The organism is Pseudomonas baetica (assembly GCF_051216495.1).
Taxonomy (GTDB): domain Bacteria; phylum Pseudomonadota; class Gammaproteobacteria; order Pseudomonadales; family Pseudomonadaceae; genus Aquipseudomonas; species Aquipseudomonas baetica_B.
In genome coordinates, this window is the sequence record NZ_JBPKAM010000115.1 from 1 (window position 1) to 18,052 (window position 18,052).

The following is an 18,052-nucleotide window of genomic DNA, read 5'->3' on the forward strand; positions in this document are numbered from 1 at the left end:
GCGGTATGTCATTCAACAATCATGGCGACTGAAACACCGCTTTCGCGAGCAGGCTCGCTCCCACAGGGTTTGGCCTGTCGTCGGCTCTGCCGTCCGCTCACGGCCGCAGGGGTATGCTGGATCTTCGCCCATTCCACCCTCTGATCGAGAGGATAAACCGATGCGCGACTATTACGATCTGGGCACCTACAGCCGCCCGGTAACCACCCGTTCGCCGCAGGCCCAACTGTGGTTCGATCGTGGTCTGGTGTGGTGCTACGGCTATAACCATGACGAATCCATCCGCTGCTTCCACAAGGCCCTCGAGCACGACCGCGATTGCGCCATGGCTTACTGGGGCATCGCCTACGCCTCGGGTCCCAATTACAACAAGCGCTGGGACGCCTTCATCGAACAGGAGTTGAAAGAGGCTGTGGCCCAGGCCCGACAGGCGACGCAAACCGCACTGGCGCATCTGGACAACGCCTCGCCAGTGGAGCAGGCGCTGATCCTCGCGTTGGAGCAGCGCTACCAGGCCGATCAGGCGGCCAGCGTCGAACAACTCTTCAGCTGGAACGATGCCTACGCGGCGTCCATGCGCGATGTCTACACATCCTTTCCCGATGACCCCGACGTAGCGGCGCTGTTTGCCGAGGCACTGATCGACCGTACGCCCTGGCAATTGTGGGACCTGAAAACAGCTCAACCGGCAGCGGGCGCCGACACCTTCGAAGCCGTCGCCGTGCTGGAAAAGGCCCTGCAACGCATGGAGCAACACGGCGACTCACCGCACCCCGGCGTGCTGCACATGTACGTCCACACCATGGAAATGTCGCCGTACCCGGAACGGGCATTGCGCGCCGGCGACCTGCTGCGTGACCTGGTGCCGGACGCCGGGCACCTGCGCCATATGCCCTCGCACATCGACGTGCTGTGTGGCGATTACCGTGGGGCCATGATCACCAACCACCGGGCAATCCAGGCCGATAGCAAGTACCTTGAACAGGAAGGTCCGATCAATTTCTATACCTTGTATCGCAGCCACAACTACCACTTCAAACTCTACTCGGCGATGTTCCTCGGCCAATACCAACCCGCCCTGGAAGCTGCCGAACAACTGGCCGCGACCATCAAGGAAGAACTGTTGCGTGTGGAACAACCGCCCATGGCCGACTGGCTGGAAGGCTTTGTGTCAATGAAGGTTCACGTGCAGATCCGCTTCGGCAAATGGCAGGACATCCTGGCCACGCAGTTACCCGATGATCAGGCACTGTACTGCGTGACCACGGCAATGCTGCACTACGGCAAAGGCGTGGCCTACGCCGCCACCGGGCAAGTCGCCGCCGCCGAAGCCGAACAACACCTGTTCCTCGAAGCCTGGGCCCGAGTGCCGGACACCCGCTACCTGTTCAATAACCAATGCGTCGACATCCTCGCCGTGGCCGGCGCCATGCTTAATGGCGAAATCGAATACCGCAAAGGCAATCACGATTGCGCGTTCGATCACTTGCGTCAGGCATTGGAACTGGACAACAACCTGCCGTACGACGAGCCCTGGGGCTGGATGCAACCGGTGCGCCACGCACTGGGTGCGTTGCTTCTGGAACAGGGCAGGGTGGACGAAGCGCTGCAGGCCTACCGGGCCGATCTTGGCTTGGACAACACGCTCAGTCGCGCGTCCTGGCATCTGGACAACGTGTGGAGTTTGCACGGCTACGTCGAATGCCTGAAACGTTTGGGCCGGGACGCCGAAGCCTCCGCTGCGCAAACTCGTCTAAACCTGGCCCTGGCGCGGTCGGACGTGGAGATCAAGGCGTCGTGCTTTTGCCGGGTCGGCAAGGGGTGTTGTCAGTAGCATTGTGAACACACCCATCCCACAGGTTTGTGGCTAGGCTGATTTGAGGTCACAGCCTGCAACACCGGGCCTAATGGATAAGTCCGGATTAACTCAACGTACGGGCTCTTCTTTCCACAACTCTGAAACTCAAGTGCACGGATGTTCCTTTTTGTTCGTGGCAGGTTAGCCCCGCTTCGCCGCCAAAACTTTCCATGATCTGCTTGACCATGATCAAACCGATGCCGAGCCTGCCTTGCCGCGTGGTGTAGAAGGATTTGTAGGCCATCATTTCTTGCTGCCGTGCGGTGCCTTCGCCGGTGTCGGCAATGGTCAGGTGCAACCATTGCTGGGCGTCGTCCACGATGGCCTGGATGGTCAGCGTTCCCCCTTCGGGCATCGCTTCTATGGCATTGGCAATCACGCTATTGAGGATTTGGGATAGCAACAGCGGATTACTGATGATCCGGGCGGTCGGTTCATTCCTGAACTCGACCTGGATGCTTGATTGGCCCAATTGTGTGGCGAAGCCGGCCAGTGTGGTCTGCACCACCACCATGGGTTCCACCAGTTCCGCCTCACCGCGGATAGGTCGCAAGCACAGCAGTAACTCATGCACCCACTGCGCCATCCGATCCACCTGACTGACGATATCGTCGATGTTCTTTCTCGCCGGTTGACCTTCCATTGAATTGGCCAATTCCGCGCTCGAACGGATGCAGGCGAGGGGGTTGCGCAGGCTATGGGCGACCGCCGTGGACATTTCGACCAGCCCCACATAAGTCTTGTTGGCGACGAGTTGCGCCTCCTGCGAAGCCAACTGATTCGATGCCCGGTGAACAATCCAGTACAACCCCAGGTAAAGCAGCAGGCCGCCCACCGCCGTGGACAACCAAATAATCCAGTGGCCGCGATTGAGGCGTTCGATCAGGTCCGCCGGTTCCTTGTAGATCTCCACCACCGCCAGGGTATTGCCCAGGTCATCGACCAGGGGAATGTAGCTCTCGATGAAGAACATTTTGGGCGGGAGCAGGAATTGCTGTTCGGGACGTATTTCATCGGCACTGCTGTATCGGGTGGAGACCCGGTCCCTGGAGCTGAAGGCCGCTTCAAGCGCCTCGTCATTGAAGAACTTTTTGCCGACAAGCTGCGCGTTGGTCGACCACATCACGGTCCGGAGCGGGGAATAGATACTGATCAGCAGTGAGTCCGGGAGGTGCGAAAGGTGGTCGAGAAATTCGGAGCGCGCCCGTTGCCGGTTCTGCGAAAAATCCTCCGAGAGCATGCCATATTGGGTGGCTGCCAGCACATCGCCCATTAGCATCCCGGTTAACCCATGGTGACGTATCTCGCCCTTGGCGATGGTCTGGATAAACTGCGCCGATAACAGCGCGTCGCGCTCCAGGCTTTCGATGACCAGGAAACGGGTCGACACAGAGCCCAGACCGATCGCGATAGCGCTGATCAATATGAAACTGATGATCGAAAAACCCCGAAGCAGGTTGGACTGCCGTGTGGGCGCAATCGACTCGGTCGCTCCCCGTTTCAGACGTCTGATCAGTGTTGAAATGGTTGGCATGGGGAGCGTCCTGTGCATGCTGCTCATCCAGTGTTAGCAGCTGAACCACTCGAAGAATCCTTGATGCAACCCCAGCATTCTCTATGCCAAACCCCCGCTAGGCTCTTTCGTGTTGGAAGGGCCAGGCCGTCGTTCTGCGGACGATGCGGCGCTTTCTGCGCTTTTTCGTTATCCCGCCAGCATGCAAAGGCAATGGTTGGCGTTGGGGGAAAGTCAGCCTGTTTTGGGGACTATTCCCCAAATAAGGTATTGACGCGTCGAACACGAAAAAGCCCGGCTGATCAGGCCGGGCTTTTTGGGAGCTGTGGTGCAGCAGTACTTTATGCGACACGGTTGCCTTGCAGGTGGTCAGAGCCATCGGCGGCGACACGGTTGCCTTGCAGGTGGTCAGAGCCATCGGCGGCGACAGCGCGTTTTTCCAGCAGGCGGTCGGCGCCACCTTCAGCGACACGATTCTGGATCAAACGATCCGAACCCCCTTCAGCGACACGACTTTCGATCAGACGATCCGAGCCGCCTTCGGCGACTACAGGTTGAGCAGAGGTAGCGGCAAAAGCGTTAACTGCGAAAACCGAGAAAGCGATGCTGAGAAGGGTTTGGCGTTTCATGATCGTGTGCTCCAGGGTGTTATCGGTTGGTATGGAGCAGATGTTACGCCGCAGGATTTTTAAGAGAACTTCATTGAGTTGATGGTGACTATTGATGCAGTCAATGGTTCACAGAACCCTGTAGGAGCGAGCTTGCTCGCGATGACGGCATCACATCCAACGCTACTGTCAGCTGATCCACCGCTTTCGTCGGAACGCCGCCCGGAGCCGGCTCGTTTGTATGTTTAGACTTGAAAGGGTGGGCGCGACAGACATTGACCCTGTGGCGAGGGAGCTCGCTCCATGTCGCCCCGAGCACGGAACGGTGCAACGGGAGCAAGCTCCCTCGCCACAGGGTCATTGGTTGGTATTGGGTGGGTGAAGGTGTGTCGGGGAGGACGGGGGAAGCGTAGCTGTTTGCCATCATCTGGGAGTGGGCGACGTCGTTCGGGGGAACGATTGGCAGATTTAGAGGCAAGTAATGCGCAATTGGCAGGAGAATCGGTCTGTGGCTTGGGGGCACCTGAGCTCGCTTTCCATTTACTGAAACCGCCGATGCAAATCCGGAAAAATATCCTGCGCAACCTAGGTGGTTATACCGTATGAGAGGCTTCACATTTTATTTCACATACCTGAGAGAGGAGCCGCCGCTTATTTAAAGGGTTACAGTCGATATACAGTTTTGTTGTGATGATTTTTCTTCACATTTTTTTTCACAAAAGTCTTGTGAAATGACTGCGAGTTTTCTGAGTGAAAATGGCCCTCTTTCGTGTTTGCACGCTGATCGTGAGCACAAAAAAACGGGCGCCTTGGCGCCCGTTTTCATTTACTCCGCCGCCTGCGCCCGCAAACGCCGCCCAATCACATCCATCAAGTCACACCCATCGCGCAACGGAATGGATAACAGCTGAGAGAAGTCCTTCAAAACCACCGTGTCGCAACCAATCTCTGCACGAAAGGCAATATTCTCCAACACCTGCGTAACCGTGCGAATGCGGTAGTCCGCCATGGCTTGCAGCACGTCGAGTGGGGCTTGGGTGTCGATGAGCAAGGAGGCCGGGATCAGGTCGATTCCGGTGAGGGGCATGTATCTTTCCATAAGTAAAAACTCCGATCAGTGCAAAGGTTGACTGCCCCTCAATCGTCGCCAAACGATTGGGTGACAGCTGTACGCAGGTTGGCGAACCGGGATCGGAATCCGGCAGACCCGAAGGTCTCCCGCGCACAGCTGTCATAAAGACAACTTTGCGGGCATGCAAAAGCGCCAGCATTAAAACACAGCGCACTGCATTCCGATCGATCAGGTCGCCAAACCCGAATCGCCATGTGGACGACGGGGCTGACTATAAGCCCCATCCACATCAGCAGAGTAGGTGAGCACTTCCGAACTTCATGTAGGACCTGTGTTGATGAAACTTCAGACCTTTCCCATCACTGCACTGGCATTCCAAACACAGACCTGAGATGTTCATCGCCCCCGTGGTTTCAGCCACCGAAGCTATCCTCAATCAACACGCCAGCACCCGAGACGGACCCTCAATGCAAACCCCAACCCAACCCCAACGCCCCCTCTGGAAAACCTACCTGCTGTTCCTTGCCCCGATGGTCCTGTCGAACTTCCTGCAATCCATGTCCGGCACCGTCAACAGCATCTACATCGGCCAGATGCTCGGCACCCAGGCGCTGGCCGCGGTATCCGGCATGTTTCCCATCGTGTTCTTCTTCATCGCCCTGGTCATTGGTCTCGGCGCAGGGGCGGGTGTGTTGATCGGCCAGGCGTGGGGGGCGCGGGAACCGCATCTGGTGAAGGCAATTGCCGGGTCGACCTTGTTGCTGGGGCTGTTGATCGGGTTGGTGGCGGCGGTGGTGGGGAGTGTGTTTGCGCGGTCTTCGCTGGTGGGGTTGGGGACGCCGGGGGATGTGCTGGATGACGCGGTGTCGTATGCCCATGTGATGTTGTGGTTCATGCCGTCGCTGTTGGTGTTCGTGTTGTTCACGCAGTTGCTGCGCGGGGTGAGTGACACGCTATCGCCGTTGTTGGCGTTGGTGGTGTCGACCGTCATCGGGTTGGCGCTGACGCCGGCGTTGATTCGCGGCTGGTTCGGGTTGCCGATGCTGGGGATTCAGAGTGCGGCGTTTGCCGGGCTGGCGGGGAACCTGGCGGCGATGGCATGGCTGGCGTGGCGCTTGATTCGCAAGCGGCATCCGCTGGCGCCGGACCGCGAGTTTTTTGCGGCGATGAAGCTCGATTGGGCGATCCTCGGCAAGGTGCTGCGCATCGGCTTGCCCACCGGGTTGCAGATGGTGGTGTTGTCACTGTCGGAGCTGGTGATTCTGGCGCTGGTGAACCAGCACGGTTCCCAAGCGACGGCGGCGTACGGGGCGGTGACGCAGATCGTCAACTACGTGCAGTTCCCGGCGTTGTCGATTGCGATCACGGCGTCGATCCTTGGGGCGCAAGCGATCGGGGCTGGGCGTATCGAACGCATCGGGGCGATTTTGCGCACGGGGTTGATGATCAACGTGTGCCTGACCGGTGGGCTGGTGGTGTTGGGGTATCTGCTGTCGCACCGCTTGCTGGGCTCTTTCCTCACCGAAGCGGCGACGCTGAGCATGGCCGACCATCTGTTGCACATCATGCTTTGGAGTCTGTTGGTGTTCGGTTTCCAGGCGATCATCGGCGGCATCATGCGGGCCAGCGGCACGGTGATGGTGCCGGTGGCGATTTCCATTGTGTGCGTGGTGGGCGTGCAGTTGCCGGTGGCGTATCTGCTGGATGCGCGATTCGGATTGCAAGGGGTGTGGATGGCGTTTCCGGTGGCGTATCTGGGGATGCTGACGTTGCAGACGCTGTATTACAAACTGGTATGGCAGCATCAGAAGATTGAGCGGCTGGTGTAGGGCGCGAGGGTCCTTGAGATCAATCAATATGGGAGACCAATGTGGGAGCGAGCCTGCTCGCGAATGCAGTGGATCAGGCAACATCTTCATTGACTGACACACCGCTTTCGCGAGCAGGCTCGCTCCCACAGGTGATTGTGCTGAAAGGGTATGACCGGACTTGTTGCCGGCCAATGTCAGGCCGACAATTGCGGGTATGTGGTGAACCGACAGGCCTGATCGCCTGGGGAGGTTTTCAAATGGGCCCCTCATCGCAAACCATCCTCCAGGACCGCGCCGCCGCTGGCCGGCGCCTGGTGGAACCGCTACTCCCTTACGCCCGCCGCGCCGATGTGATTGTCCTGGCCTTGCCCCGTGGCGGGGTGCCGGTGGCTTATGAAGTGGCCACCGCCCTCGAGGTGCGCCTGGACCTGATGCTTGTGCGCAAGCTCGGGGTACCGTCGAACCCGGAGTTCGCCATGGGAGCGATCGCCAGTGGCGGCATCCAGATTCTCAATGACGAGGCGCTGCGGGCGCATCCGATCGACAAGGCGGCGTTCGATGCCGTAGTGACCCGGGAGACGAAGGAGTTACAGCGTCGCGAACAGGTATATCGCGGGTCGCGTGCGCCGCTGCAGTTGAAGGATCAGGTGGTCATCCTGATCGACGACGGCCTGGCCACCGGCGCCTCGATGCTGGCGGCGATTCACGCGGTACGGGTGCACGGACCGTCGCGCATCGTGGTTGCCGTGCCGGTGGCACCGATCGAAACGGCTGAGGCGTTGCGCCGAGAAGTGGATGAACTGATCTGCCCACTGATTCCCGACTGGCTGATGTCGATCGGTTATTGGTACATGGATTTTTCCCAGACCTCGGATAAGGAGGTCATGGAGCTGTTGCAGCGGGCCTGGCAGAGGGAGGTGAGTTGATTGTCGCTGAGTGTTCTGCATCGAATCGCCGGTTGCCGAATTTTTCGTGTTTCTCAAGTGGGACCAGGCCGTGGTCAACGGCGGATATCGATTCGCAAGGTGGAATAAACGGCGTTTATTTGCTTTAGTCCACCGTGCGTTCGACACCTCAATCCATGAGGGGCCTCGCCCCGGAGAGTCCCATGAGCTCTCGATTCACGCGCTTCAGCGCATTGATTGGCATTGCGACACTCGGAGTATTACCCGGCGCCCAGGCCGTCGAATACACCCACGTGAATCCCACGGCCAGCACCATCAGTTTCACCTACAACCAGATGGGGTCTAAGGTCTACGGTACCTTCGGCAAGTTCGAGGGCGAGCTCGATTTCGATACCAGCCAGCCTGATACAGCCCACGCCAAATTGACCATCGACCTGGACAGCATCGACGCCGGCAGCGAAGACGCCAATACGGAATTGCAAAAGCCTGCGTGGTTCGACTCCGCCCGTTATCCGGTGGCGACGTTCGAATCGACCCGGTTCAAGGACCTTGGCAACGACCGCTACCAGATCACCGGCAACCTCACGCTCAGGGGCATGACCCGGGAAGTGGCGGTACCGGTCAAGCTGAAGTCAGAGCGTGCAATCGGCATTTTCGATGGCGAACTGGTGCTCAAACGCAGTGACTTCAAGATCGGCGACGGGGAGTGGGCCGACAGCGTTGTGTCCAACGAGATCAATATTCGGTTTCGGATGGTGGCGCCAGAACAGTAACGTTCGTTTGGCGTCCAGGTTGTCGGCGAGAGTCGCTTGGCATGGTCCAGTAAATTCGAAGGGTGGCGCAAATGAGTCTTTTAGGGAAAGTGTTACTCAAGTTTGACAGTCAGTTTGATGTAGATAAAAAGAAGAAGCTCCGTGATGGGTTATCAGCGGTGTTACAGATGGGTCAGACACTGTGGCTTGCCAACGATGAAACGCTGAGCCTGGAGCGGCTTGTTTTCAAGGGGCAGTCGGCTGAGGGTGAGTTGATTTATGAAGACCATCAGCAGTTCTCACTGCATGAATTATTGGATTTGCCTGCTCCACCCAAGTCAGCGAAAAAGTTCGAAGAGGCCGACATAGAAGGGCTGGCCTGTGACGAGACCGGCGATTATCTCTGGTTGATCACCTCCCATAGCCTCAAGCGCAAGCAACCTGAGCCCGATAAAAGCGAGGGCGAGAACATCGAGCGCTTGAGCGATGTGAGTAGCGATGGTAACCGGTATTTGTTGGCCCGAATTCCAGTGGAGAAGGAAAACGGCACGTTCAAGCTTGTGCGCAAAACCACGGATTCGCAGAGAACCGCCGCACAGTTGCGTGGTGGGCAGTCGTGGAACGCGCTGACCAAAGCGCTTAGGCATGATGAGCATCTGGGGGATTTTTTTGCGCTTCCCGGCAAGGACAACGGGTTTGATATCGAAGGCCTGGCTGTCGCCGGTAAGCGCCTTTTCGTTGGATTGCGAGGGCCGGTGTTAAGAGGATGGGCCGTCATTCTTGAAGTTGAACCGCAAGTGGACAAGGACGATCCCCATACGCTTAATCTGGCGAAGATCGGTGAGGATTGTCAGCGGTATCGCAAACACTTTCTGCAACTGGGTGGTCTGGGTATTCGCGACCTATGTGTGGACGGCAAAGACTTGCTGATCCTCGCCGGTCCCACCATGGATCTCGATGGTCCGGTGACGGTCAGTCGCTGGGTCGATGGCGTGCAGACGACAGGGGATAGCGTGGTCGTCAGGAAGCGTCTTGCGAAGGTCCTGGATGTTCCCTTTGGTGAAGGAGGTGACCATGCGGAAGGCATGACGCTTTTCTCCAAAGGCAATGGCACCGGACAGCTGTTGCTTCTGGTGTACGACAGCCCGCTTAAGCTTCGAGAGGACAACAGTGGTGTCGGAGATCTTTTCGCGCTTTAGACACTGTCGACGCTTTTGGTTTGTTTCTTCGCTTGCAGGGCAGCGCCGGGTCAGGGCGGATTGCATGCAGTTCCCCACATTCGATCAGCGCCCGGTCCCCATTGCAGGGACCGGGCGCCATTCGAACTACCTCATTTCACCGTGATCGGTGCTGTCACCGTCTTGCCGAAGGTCGAGGTGATGGTCACGGTCGGCGTAGCCGCCGGGCCGGCCCCCGTGGTGCTGACCGACACCCTCCAGCGGGCCCCGGTGCCGATTGGCGTGAGGGTCGCGTTACCGAGGCTGAGCGGGCCGGCGGTCGTCGCCGCGGTGACCGTCAGTGTGTTGCCTGTGCCCCGTGAGGTGGTACCGGACAGGTCCCAGGTGTAGCGGTTGTTGCTGCGCACCGTGACGCTTGCACTGCTCACCACCAGGTCTTCGTTGACCGCCGGCGCCGGGGTCACTGCCACGGAGACGGTGGCCGGATCCGAGACGGCATCCTTGGCGTCGCTGGCCTGGTAGGTGAAGGTCGCGGTGAAGGGGCCGGGGGCGCTGGCCGGTGGCGTGTAGATCACACGTGTGCCGTCGGTGGTCACCGTGCCCTTGCCGGAGTCCGGCTGACTCAGGCCCACCACTTTGAGCGGCAGGTTACCGTCCGGATCGGTGTCGTTGGCCAGCACGTTGATGGTCACCGCCTGCCCGTTGGCGCTGGAGGCGCTGTCAGGGTTGGCCACGGGTTTTTTGTTTTCGCCTTCGTTGTCGTTACCGTCACCACCGGTGCGGAAGGTTGGCAGTGCAGCCGAGGCGACGTAGGTGACACCGTCCCAGCCGGGCAAGGGCGTTGGCATCAACTGGAACTGACCGGGATGCTCGATATCCCAACGCAGCAGCATCGAGGAGTCCTCGTGCTGGGTGTTGTGACAGTGCTCCATGTAGGTCCCGGCGAATTCGCGGAAGCGGATCGCCATTTCCACATCCACCGAACTGTCGATGCCTTCGCCGATGCGATACACGTCCTTGCGTGCGCCTTTTTCCCATTCCGGTGGCGCCTTGCCGTCGCGGCTGAGGATGATGCCTTCTTCAAAATGCACGTGCACCGGGTGGTTCCAGCCGTTGCCGCCATTCTTGATTTTCCACACTTCCAGCGTACCGGTGCCGGCGTAGCCGCCATCGGTCGGGCCGTTGGCCAGTTGCGGGGCCGCGCTGAGCCGACGAGGGTCCATACCGTAACCGAAGCCACCGTCGGTCTTGATGGTCCAAGGCGCTTCGTCGGTGCCATCGGATCGACCGAAAATGAACTCGCGATGGCGCGCCACCTTGAGCATGTCCTTGTCGGTCGGATTGTCGCGATCGATGGTCAGCGGAATCATGACCTTGCCTGCCGCCTTGCCCGGTTTGGCCGGCTCATAATCAGCGGGGTTCATGCTCACATCCGTGCCGCTGTAGGGCTGCACCACCAACTGCATGAACTTGCCCACCACCGGGTCGCCGTTGTCCCACTCAGGCCCTTTGCTGCCTTGCTTGATCACCGCTTTGTACTTCTCGGACAGCACATCGGCCAGGCTCAGCGGGTCATCCTCCGGACCCTTGCCGGTCTGGTGTTCCATCAGGTTGACGAAGTACAGCTTGTCGCCGACGCTGATCCCGTTTTTCGCGAAGTTGACGATGATGTCGAAGCGTTCGGCGATGCCCTGGGTCGGCAGGATCGCATTGTGGTTCTGCTTATCGCCGTCGCCGTCCAGGTCCATGCTGCCGTCGAAGGGTACGGCGTGTTCCATGATGTTGCCGTCGTTGGCGATCATGTGGAACGGCACGCGCTTGTAGGACACCCCGGACCCTGAAGGCCCCGGGAACTCGCCACCATTGCCGGCGACTTCACGCACCAGGGCAATCCGGAGGTAGCGCGATACCGAGCCATTGAGGATGCGGAAGCGATAGCTGCGCGCACGCACTTTCAGGCGCGGCTGGTACTGCCAGTTGACCAGGATCTGATCGCCGAGAAAGCCATCGGTGTTAAACGGGTTGAACCACAGCTGACCGTTGGCATCCCAGGCCTTGTCGGCCACCACCAGGTTGACGTCGTAGTCGCGGTTACCCCATGGCAAGGCGCTGCCGCTGGGGAAACGCAGGTTGACGCCGTCTTCCATCGCTTCGTTACCGCGATCCAGGGCGCTGTAGTAGTTCATCATCACCGCGTTGCCCTTGTAGACGTTCTGCGCGGTGAAATCGAGCATGTGGTCGTGGAACCAGTGGGTGCTCATGGTTTCGCGCCAGTCGCCACGGATCTTGATCGTGCCGTTTTGGCACGTCTTCAGGCCTGGCGTGGCGTCGTTGACGAACAGGGTTTCGCCGGGTGCACAAGGGAACGCGGCTCGTGGGTCGTGGGCGTCGGTGTTGATGGTGTCGTAACCGGCCAGTTGAATCGGCCAGCGATAGTCGTAGTACTGCCCCGGAAAGAAGAACGAATTGGTGTAGCCATCGCTTTCGGCCGGGTTGTGGCCGTTGTGTTCGTGAGTGCTGATGGTGTGCAGGCCGAACCCCATGTTGGCTGCCGGGTCGATGGGCAGGGCGTTGTAGTGACGCATCAGCACCGGTTGGCCATAGCGGACCATGAGCAATTTCGGCGGAAAGGTGCCGTCAAAAGTCCAGAGCGCGTTGTGGTTCTGAATTGGCATGTTGGGGTGGAAACGGGTGTCGATGCCTTTGGTCGTACCCGTCGTGGTCGGGATGTCCGAGGTTTGGTAGTAGAGGCCGCCAGGCCCGAACTCACCCACGGCATAGTTGTGCAATTGCCTGCGGTCGCGCATGCCACCGTTGAGTTTGGCGCCCGCTTGCACGGTTTTGAAGGCGACTTGCGGATAGAACTCGTTCCAGCGCTGGTGCGACCAGCCTTTTCCCGGTGGACGACCCTCGGCCGGCGAGCCCACTGGCTGGCGGTTGAGGAAGGCTTCGATCTGCGCCTTCCAGGGGTTGCGATCCAGCACGTTGGAGTACTGTGATGGAAACGGGTACAGCCCAGGCTGTTTCATGAAGGCTTCCAGCGCGGCGCTGGACGGGCCACTGCGGGCGACGAAGTTCGGGTCTTGCGCCGGTGCCGGGCCGACGGTGGGAACGGGGAACGTCAGAGGCGGCGCGGGGAGCGTCGGGTCGAGTTTTTCCGTGCCGAATTCTTCGAACAGCAACAGCTGCTGGGTGAACGGTTGGGCGCCGAACAGTGGGCTGGGTTTGCCATTGGTCGGGATCTTGAACGAGGTTTGCAAGGCGGGTGGCAGCACGTTGTCGGCACGTGGCGTGTTGCGGTCCCCATATACACCGTTGGGCAGGGCAATCGCGCCCTGGTTGGCCTCGGGCATGGTGTTTATGGCATCCAGTGCTGCTTTCGCGGCTACCGGATCGGCGGGTGGGTTGGTGTAGGCCGAAGGGTCTGTTGGCGGCGGGTGGCTGACATCGTCCAGCGGCGCCGCGCTGGCCAGGCTGGCGGTGATCAGCACCGCAGAGGCCACACTCGACCGCCGCAATAAATTGAATGATCTGAAGGGTGTTTCTGGGATTTTCATTTGGTTTCCCCTTGCATTGCCAAAATGGCGAAACCCGCCATCCCTGTTGTGTGGGACGACTGCTATTGCGGTACAAGGGGGCGTGCAACTGTTGGGCCATCACTGCGCGGGAAACAAAAGTCCAATCGAATGAACAAGTTGTTTCAGACTGTTTCACAGGTGTTGCAGTCGGGTGTGGGGGAAATTCCTCAGTTTCGGGGAAATTTCCTTGATTTCATTGGGTTACTTTCACCAAAGGCGGGGGTTCACGCCATAGATCATCATCCAGCCGGTCGCGCTATCATAGGCGGCCGCGCGACCTATGCCTTGTACCCGGAGCCATCCCCGCAATGCCCCACATCACCCATTTCAAGACCCCGTGCCCCGAGCACATCAACAGCCAGATCCTGCAGTTGGTGGTCGATAACCTGACCGACATCAGCATGGTCGCGATTCCGGCGAGCAACCTGTTGCACAACCTGTACCAGTACGCGATCGGCTACGAGGTCCACCTGTATCTGGAGGCGTTGAACGGAGCGAAAGGAATCGATGTGGAACTGATCGTCGCCACCGATCTCGATGACCCGGAGCAGGTGACTGGTTTTGTGCTGTACCTGCCGGTCAAGGACGATCCCGAGGCTTGCGGCGTGGCGTACATGGCAGTGCACGCCAGCCAGCGTCGCCAGGGCATCGCGCGCCGGATGCTGCGTGAGATGGTCGGCCGCTACCCCCACGCCGAACTGACGTGCGCAGTGGCCAAGGTGCCGTATTTCGAGGCGATGGGTTTTCAAGTGGTTGGCACGCGCGCAACCCAGGTCCTGATGAACACCCGCGACCACGGCAGCGATGGCTTGATGGCGTTGCTGGACGTGGCGCCGATCTACAGCTCGCAGGAGGTACGGCAGATTCATACGTACCTGCTGCAAAAGCACGGCAAGCGGGCCATGCTCGATGCGGAAAAACAGCGGGATCGGCACCTGGATCAATTGACGCGCAAGGCCAATGAATTTGTGCGTGAGCGGTTGGGGGAGGGGGCGGTGCCAGTGAGTGGGCCTCGTTTGCGCTTTGTCTGATCGCCGTTCCTTTAACGCGACAGGTCCCCTGTAGGAGCGAGCTTGCTCGCGATGGTCGTGAACGATGACGCGTAAAACCAGATGCCCCGTGGCGCCCTTTGGTTTTTCGCGAGCAAGCTCGCTCCTACAGGAAAGGTAGTGATTTGAATATGCACAAAGCCCGGCCAGATGCCGGGCTTTTTGATGTCTGGGTTTCGCGCAGTTAAAAAAGAGCCTCAAAGCTCTTTGATGGGGAGGTGTGGAGCCATTGAGGCTCAAGATGCGCATGAAGCAGGCGGTGAGCTTGATAGGGGTTCAATGCACTCACCACCTACGCAACGGCTTGGGCAAGCAAGCGGCTGCGCAACTCCATCGTAGAAAGTTGGGGGTTCGCCCTCAAGTACCGCTAGTCGAATCCCCCCACAAATGTCAGCTTCTGCAACCCGGCCAACCGGACTGGCCCAGGGCCTCGAGCAGCGTTTCGGCGTCCAGGCCCGGTACCGCATGCCCGTTACCTTCGGTCGTTTCGGCGGCCAGCAGGGCGTTGATGATGGCTTCTTCCACGGCTTCGGTGGCCGCCAGGAACAATTCGCTGATGTGATCGTTATTGACCATGCTCAACTGGTCAGTGGTGGGGGAGCGTTTGCGCTCGTAGGCAGCAGGTGGCACGTGGGCATTGCCGGTGGCGAAGGCGATGAAAATGTCGCCGCTGTGGTCTTCATTGCCGCCGCCGGTGCGGGCCAGGCCGAGGCTGGCACGCTGTGCCAGACGCGTGCACTGGTGCGGCAGCAATGGCGCATCGGTGGCCAGGCAGACAACGATCGAGCCCATGCCCGGATGCGGCAGCGAGGCCTTGAGAAACGGCGAGTCGACCTGCGCCATGTAGCGTCCGACCGGGTAGCCATCGACGCGCAGCTCATGGCGGATGCCATGGTTGGCCTGGACGATGGCACCGACGGTCCAGCCGCCCTGGGCCCTGTCGAGCCACCGCGATGCAGTGCCGATGCCGCCCTTGAATTCGTGGCAGATCATGCCGCTGCCACCGCCGACATTGCCTTCGGCTACCGGTCCGCCCACCGCCGAATGCACCGCTTCGGCTACATGTTCGGGCTTTACGTGAAAGCCATTGATATCGTTGAGCAGACCGTCGAAGGTTTCCAGCACCACCGGCATGTTCCAGTAAAGCCGCCCGTCGTCCGGTTGTTGTTCACGGTCCACCATGATCAAGGCATCGCGCACCACGCCCAGGCTGTGGGTGTTGGTGAAGGCGATCGGACTGGTCAGCAGACCGGCCTCGCGAATCCACTCAAGCCCCGTGGCGTCGCCGTTGCCATTGAGCACATGGACACCGGCAAAACACGGCTGCTGACTGGTAGAACCGGCACGGGGTTCGATCACGGTGACACCGGTCAGAATGTCGCGACCCTGGGCGGTGCGTCCTCGGACGTTGCTGTGACCGACCCGCACGCCGGGCACGTCGGTGATGGCGTTAAGTGGGCCGGGTTGCAGTTGGCCGAATTGAATGTTCAGGTCGCGGGCACGTGGTTTCATGGCTAGCTCTTCTTCAAATGAATGGCGTAAAAGTACAAACCTGTGGGAGCGAGCCTGCTCGCGAAAGCGGTGGATCAGGCAAAGGTGATGTCGACTGACACGCCCTATTCGCGAGCAGGCTCGCTCCCACAGGGGGATTGCGGTGGGTTTATTGACCGTTCTTGACCTTGCTCCATATCCGCGTACGCACCCGCTCGGTCGCCGGTGGCAGAGGCTGCAAGGTGAACAACGTGGCCAAGGCCTCGGCTGATGGGTAGACGGCGGGATTGGACCGGGTCGCTTCAGCCACCAACGCCGTCGCATTGCGATTGCCATTGGGGTAGTTGAGGAAATTGCTCACCGGGGCGATGACCTCGGCGCGCATCAGGTAGTCGATGAAGGCCAGCCCCTGTTGCGGGTGCGGTGCATCCTTGAGCAACACCAACGTGTCGAACCACACCGGCGCGCCTTCCTTCGGCAAGCTATAGGCGATCTTCACGCCATTGCCGGCCTGTTCGGCGGTGGTCTTGGCTTCCAGCATCGCGCCGGACCAGCCCACCGCCACGCAGATGTTGCCGTTGGACAGGTCGCTGATGAATTTCGATGAATTGAAGTAGGCGATATGCGGGCGCAACTTGAGTAGCAGCGCTTCGGCCTTCTTGTAGTCTTCAGGGTTAGTGCTGTTGGGGGGCAGGCCCAGGTAGTGCAGGGCAACCGGCAGCATTTCCGCAGGTGAGTCGAGCATCGCCACGCCGCACTCGCCGAGCCTGGCCAGGTTCTCTTCCTTGAACACCAGGTCCCAGGAGTCCACCGGTGCTTTGTCGCCGAGCACGGCGCGCACCTTGTCGATGTTGTAGCCAATGCCGTTAGTGCCCCACAGGTAGGGCACCGCGTATTGGTTGCCCGGATCGTTGTGAGCCAGTTTCGCCAGCAGGTCGCTGTCCATGTTCTTGAAGTCCGGCATCTCGCTACGGGGGAGCGGGGCCAGCGCACCGGCCTTGATCAGGGTAGGCAGACTGTAATTGCTGGCCACCACCACGTCGTAGCCACTGCGGCTGGTCAGCAGTTTGCCTTCCAGCACTTCGGCGCTGTCGAAGGTGTCGTAGACCGGCTGGATGCCGGTGTCACGCTTGAAGTCGTGCAGGGTGTCGGGGCCGATGTAGTCGTACCAGTTGTACACGTGAACGGTCGGGCTTTCGGTGGCAACCGCCGACAGCGAAACCGCCAGGCAGGCGCCCAGGCCCAGATTGAAATACGTGCGGTGACCACTCATGATGCGGCACTCCTGGCCTGCTGCGGCCGGTGATATTCAGGAGTTTGCAGCGTATCGACCGGGGTGGCCGTTACCCATTCCCATCATGGGTTACTCAAAAGGGGTAGTGCGTGGACGCGTTGTTGAAAGAGATGCCGCTGCACCAGGGATTGGCGCGGATCTTCGGCACAGTGGGCGAGGACGGATTCTGGCGTGCGCTGGTCGACACCCTGCGTCTGCTGGTGCCGCTGGACAATGCTTTGGTCGCGGTGATGCAGCCGGGGCGGGTGCCGCGCCTGCTGATCGATTTCGACGCCAAGGGCAGCGGCGACGAGCAGGAAGAACTGGCCGATTACAGCGCCGGCATGTACTTGCTCGATCCGTTTTACCTGGCCGTGTGCGCCGGCATCGCCGACGGCTTGCACAGCCTTGACTCGGTAGCCCCCGATCAGTTCCAGCAGAGCGAGTACTACCTCAGTTACTTCCGCCCGGTGGTGGGCGGTGATGAGTTGCAGTTTATGGTCAACCTCGACGGCGCCGTGCTCGGCCTTTCCTTGGGGCGCTCAACGCGTTTCACGCTCGAAGAGCAGGGGCGCTTGCTGTGTGTGCGCGACTGGGTACTGGCGGCGATGCGCAGACACCTGCAACTGTTGCCGCCGGAAGGCCCGGCTGTCGAAGCCGTGGCCGGTGATCTGGCGACCTTGCTCGACCGTTTCGACGCACGCCTGTCAGTGCGGGAAATCGAAACGGCGCGGTTGATCCTTCAGGGCTTCTCCAGCAAGGCCATTGCCCAGCAAATGGGCATCTCCCCGGAGACGGTGAAGGTGCATCGGCGCAACCTGTATCACAAGCTCAATGTGAATGGGCATGGGGAGTTGTTTGCGTTGGTGTTGCGGCCGCGCTGATGATCTTCTCCCTGTAGGAGCGAGCTTGCTCGCGATGGTCGTCAACGATGACGCTGGCAACCTGACACCCCGCGGTGATC

12 protein-coding genes and 1 pseudogene are annotated in these 18,052 nt (G+C 59.8%); 7 read left to right on the forward strand and 6 right to left on the reverse strand.

The window, feature by feature from the left end; translation table 11 throughout:
• Positions 1-160: 160 nt before the first annotated feature.
• Positions 161-1,834, forward strand: coding sequence for a hypothetical protein (locus ACSFE6_RS27030; RefSeq protein WP_435430461.1), 1,674 nt, complete (start codon positions 161-163; stop codon positions 1,832-1,834).
• An 88-nt stretch (positions 1,835-1,922) separates the two neighbouring features.
• Here the strand turns inward: ACSFE6_RS27030 and ACSFE6_RS27035 are convergent, their stop codons facing one another.
• From ACSFE6_RS27035 to ACSFE6_RS27045, 3 genes and pseudogenes are all read right to left on the reverse strand, one after another.
• Positions 1,923-3,392, reverse strand: coding sequence for a sensor histidine kinase (locus ACSFE6_RS27035; RefSeq protein WP_435430462.1), 1,470 nt, complete (start codon positions 3,390-3,392; stop codon positions 1,923-1,925).
• 323 nt (positions 3,393-3,715) lie between these two features.
• Positions 3,716-4,000 (reverse strand): annotated as a pseudogene (locus ACSFE6_RS27040) (hypothetical protein); the annotation flags it as partial.
• An 805-nt stretch (positions 4,001-4,805) separates the two neighbouring features.
• Positions 4,806-5,078, reverse strand: a complete 273-nt coding sequence (locus ACSFE6_RS27045; protein WP_435430463.1) for a hypothetical protein — start codon at positions 5,076-5,078, stop codon at positions 4,806-4,808.
• 440 nt (positions 5,079-5,518) lie between these two features.
• Between ACSFE6_RS27045 and ACSFE6_RS27050 the strand changes: the two genes are divergently transcribed.
• From ACSFE6_RS27050 to ACSFE6_RS27065, 4 genes are all read left to right on the forward strand, one after another.
• Positions 5,519-6,880: an MATE family efflux transporter gene (locus ACSFE6_RS27050; RefSeq protein ID WP_435430464.1), complete on the forward strand. Its 1,362-nt coding sequence runs from the start codon at positions 5,519-5,521 to the stop codon at positions 6,878-6,880.
• Positions 6,881-7,119: 239 nt separating this feature from the next.
• Positions 7,120-7,788 carry a phosphoribosyltransferase gene (locus ACSFE6_RS27055; protein WP_435430465.1) on the forward strand — a complete coding sequence of 223 codons (669 nt, stop codon included), beginning with the start codon at positions 7,120-7,122 and terminating at the stop codon, positions 7,786-7,788.
• Positions 7,789-7,970: 182 nt separating this feature from the next.
• A complete protein-coding gene (locus ACSFE6_RS27060) occupies positions 7,971-8,540 on the forward strand; it encodes a YceI family protein (RefSeq protein ID WP_435430466.1) in 570 nt (189 codons plus the stop codon).
• Positions 8,541-8,611: 71 nt separating this feature from the next.
• Positions 8,612-9,718: a DUF3616 domain-containing protein gene (locus ACSFE6_RS27065; RefSeq protein ID WP_435430467.1), complete on the forward strand. Its 1,107-nt coding sequence runs from the start codon at positions 8,612-8,614 to the stop codon at positions 9,716-9,718.
• 131 nt (positions 9,719-9,849) lie between these two features.
• Here the strand turns inward: ACSFE6_RS27065 and ACSFE6_RS27070 are convergent, their stop codons facing one another.
• The gene (locus ACSFE6_RS27070) at positions 9,850-13,254 is read right to left on the reverse strand and encodes an Ig-like domain-containing protein (RefSeq protein WP_435430468.1); all 3,405 of its coding nucleotides are present in this window, start codon (positions 13,252-13,254) and stop codon (positions 9,850-9,852) included.
• Between the two features lie 329 nt (positions 13,255-13,583).
• Between ACSFE6_RS27070 and ACSFE6_RS27075 the strand changes: the two genes are divergently transcribed.
• A complete protein-coding gene (locus tag ACSFE6_RS27075; RefSeq protein ID WP_435430469.1) occupies positions 13,584-14,306 on the forward strand; it encodes a GNAT family N-acetyltransferase in 723 nt (240 codons plus the stop codon).
• 408 nt (positions 14,307-14,714) lie between these two features.
• Here ACSFE6_RS27075 and ACSFE6_RS27080 read toward each other — a convergent pair whose 3' ends face one another.
• Both ACSFE6_RS27080 and ACSFE6_RS27085 read right to left on the reverse strand, forming a co-directional pair.
• Entirely contained in the window at positions 14,715-15,836 is a 1,122-nt protein-coding gene (locus ACSFE6_RS27080) for a P1 family peptidase (protein ID WP_435430470.1), read from the reverse strand.
• A 148-nt stretch (positions 15,837-15,984) separates the two neighbouring features.
• Positions 15,985-17,088, reverse strand: coding sequence for an extracellular solute-binding protein (locus tag ACSFE6_RS27085; RefSeq protein ID WP_435430471.1), 1,104 nt, complete (start codon positions 17,086-17,088; stop codon positions 15,985-15,987).
• A 110-nt stretch (positions 17,089-17,198) separates the two neighbouring features.
• Between ACSFE6_RS27085 and ACSFE6_RS27090 the strand changes: the two genes are divergently transcribed.
• The gene (locus tag ACSFE6_RS27090; protein WP_435430472.1) at positions 17,199-17,972 is read left to right on the forward strand and encodes a helix-turn-helix transcriptional regulator; all 774 of its coding nucleotides are present in this window, start codon (positions 17,199-17,201) and stop codon (positions 17,970-17,972) included.
• Positions 17,973-18,052 lie beyond the last annotated feature (80 nt).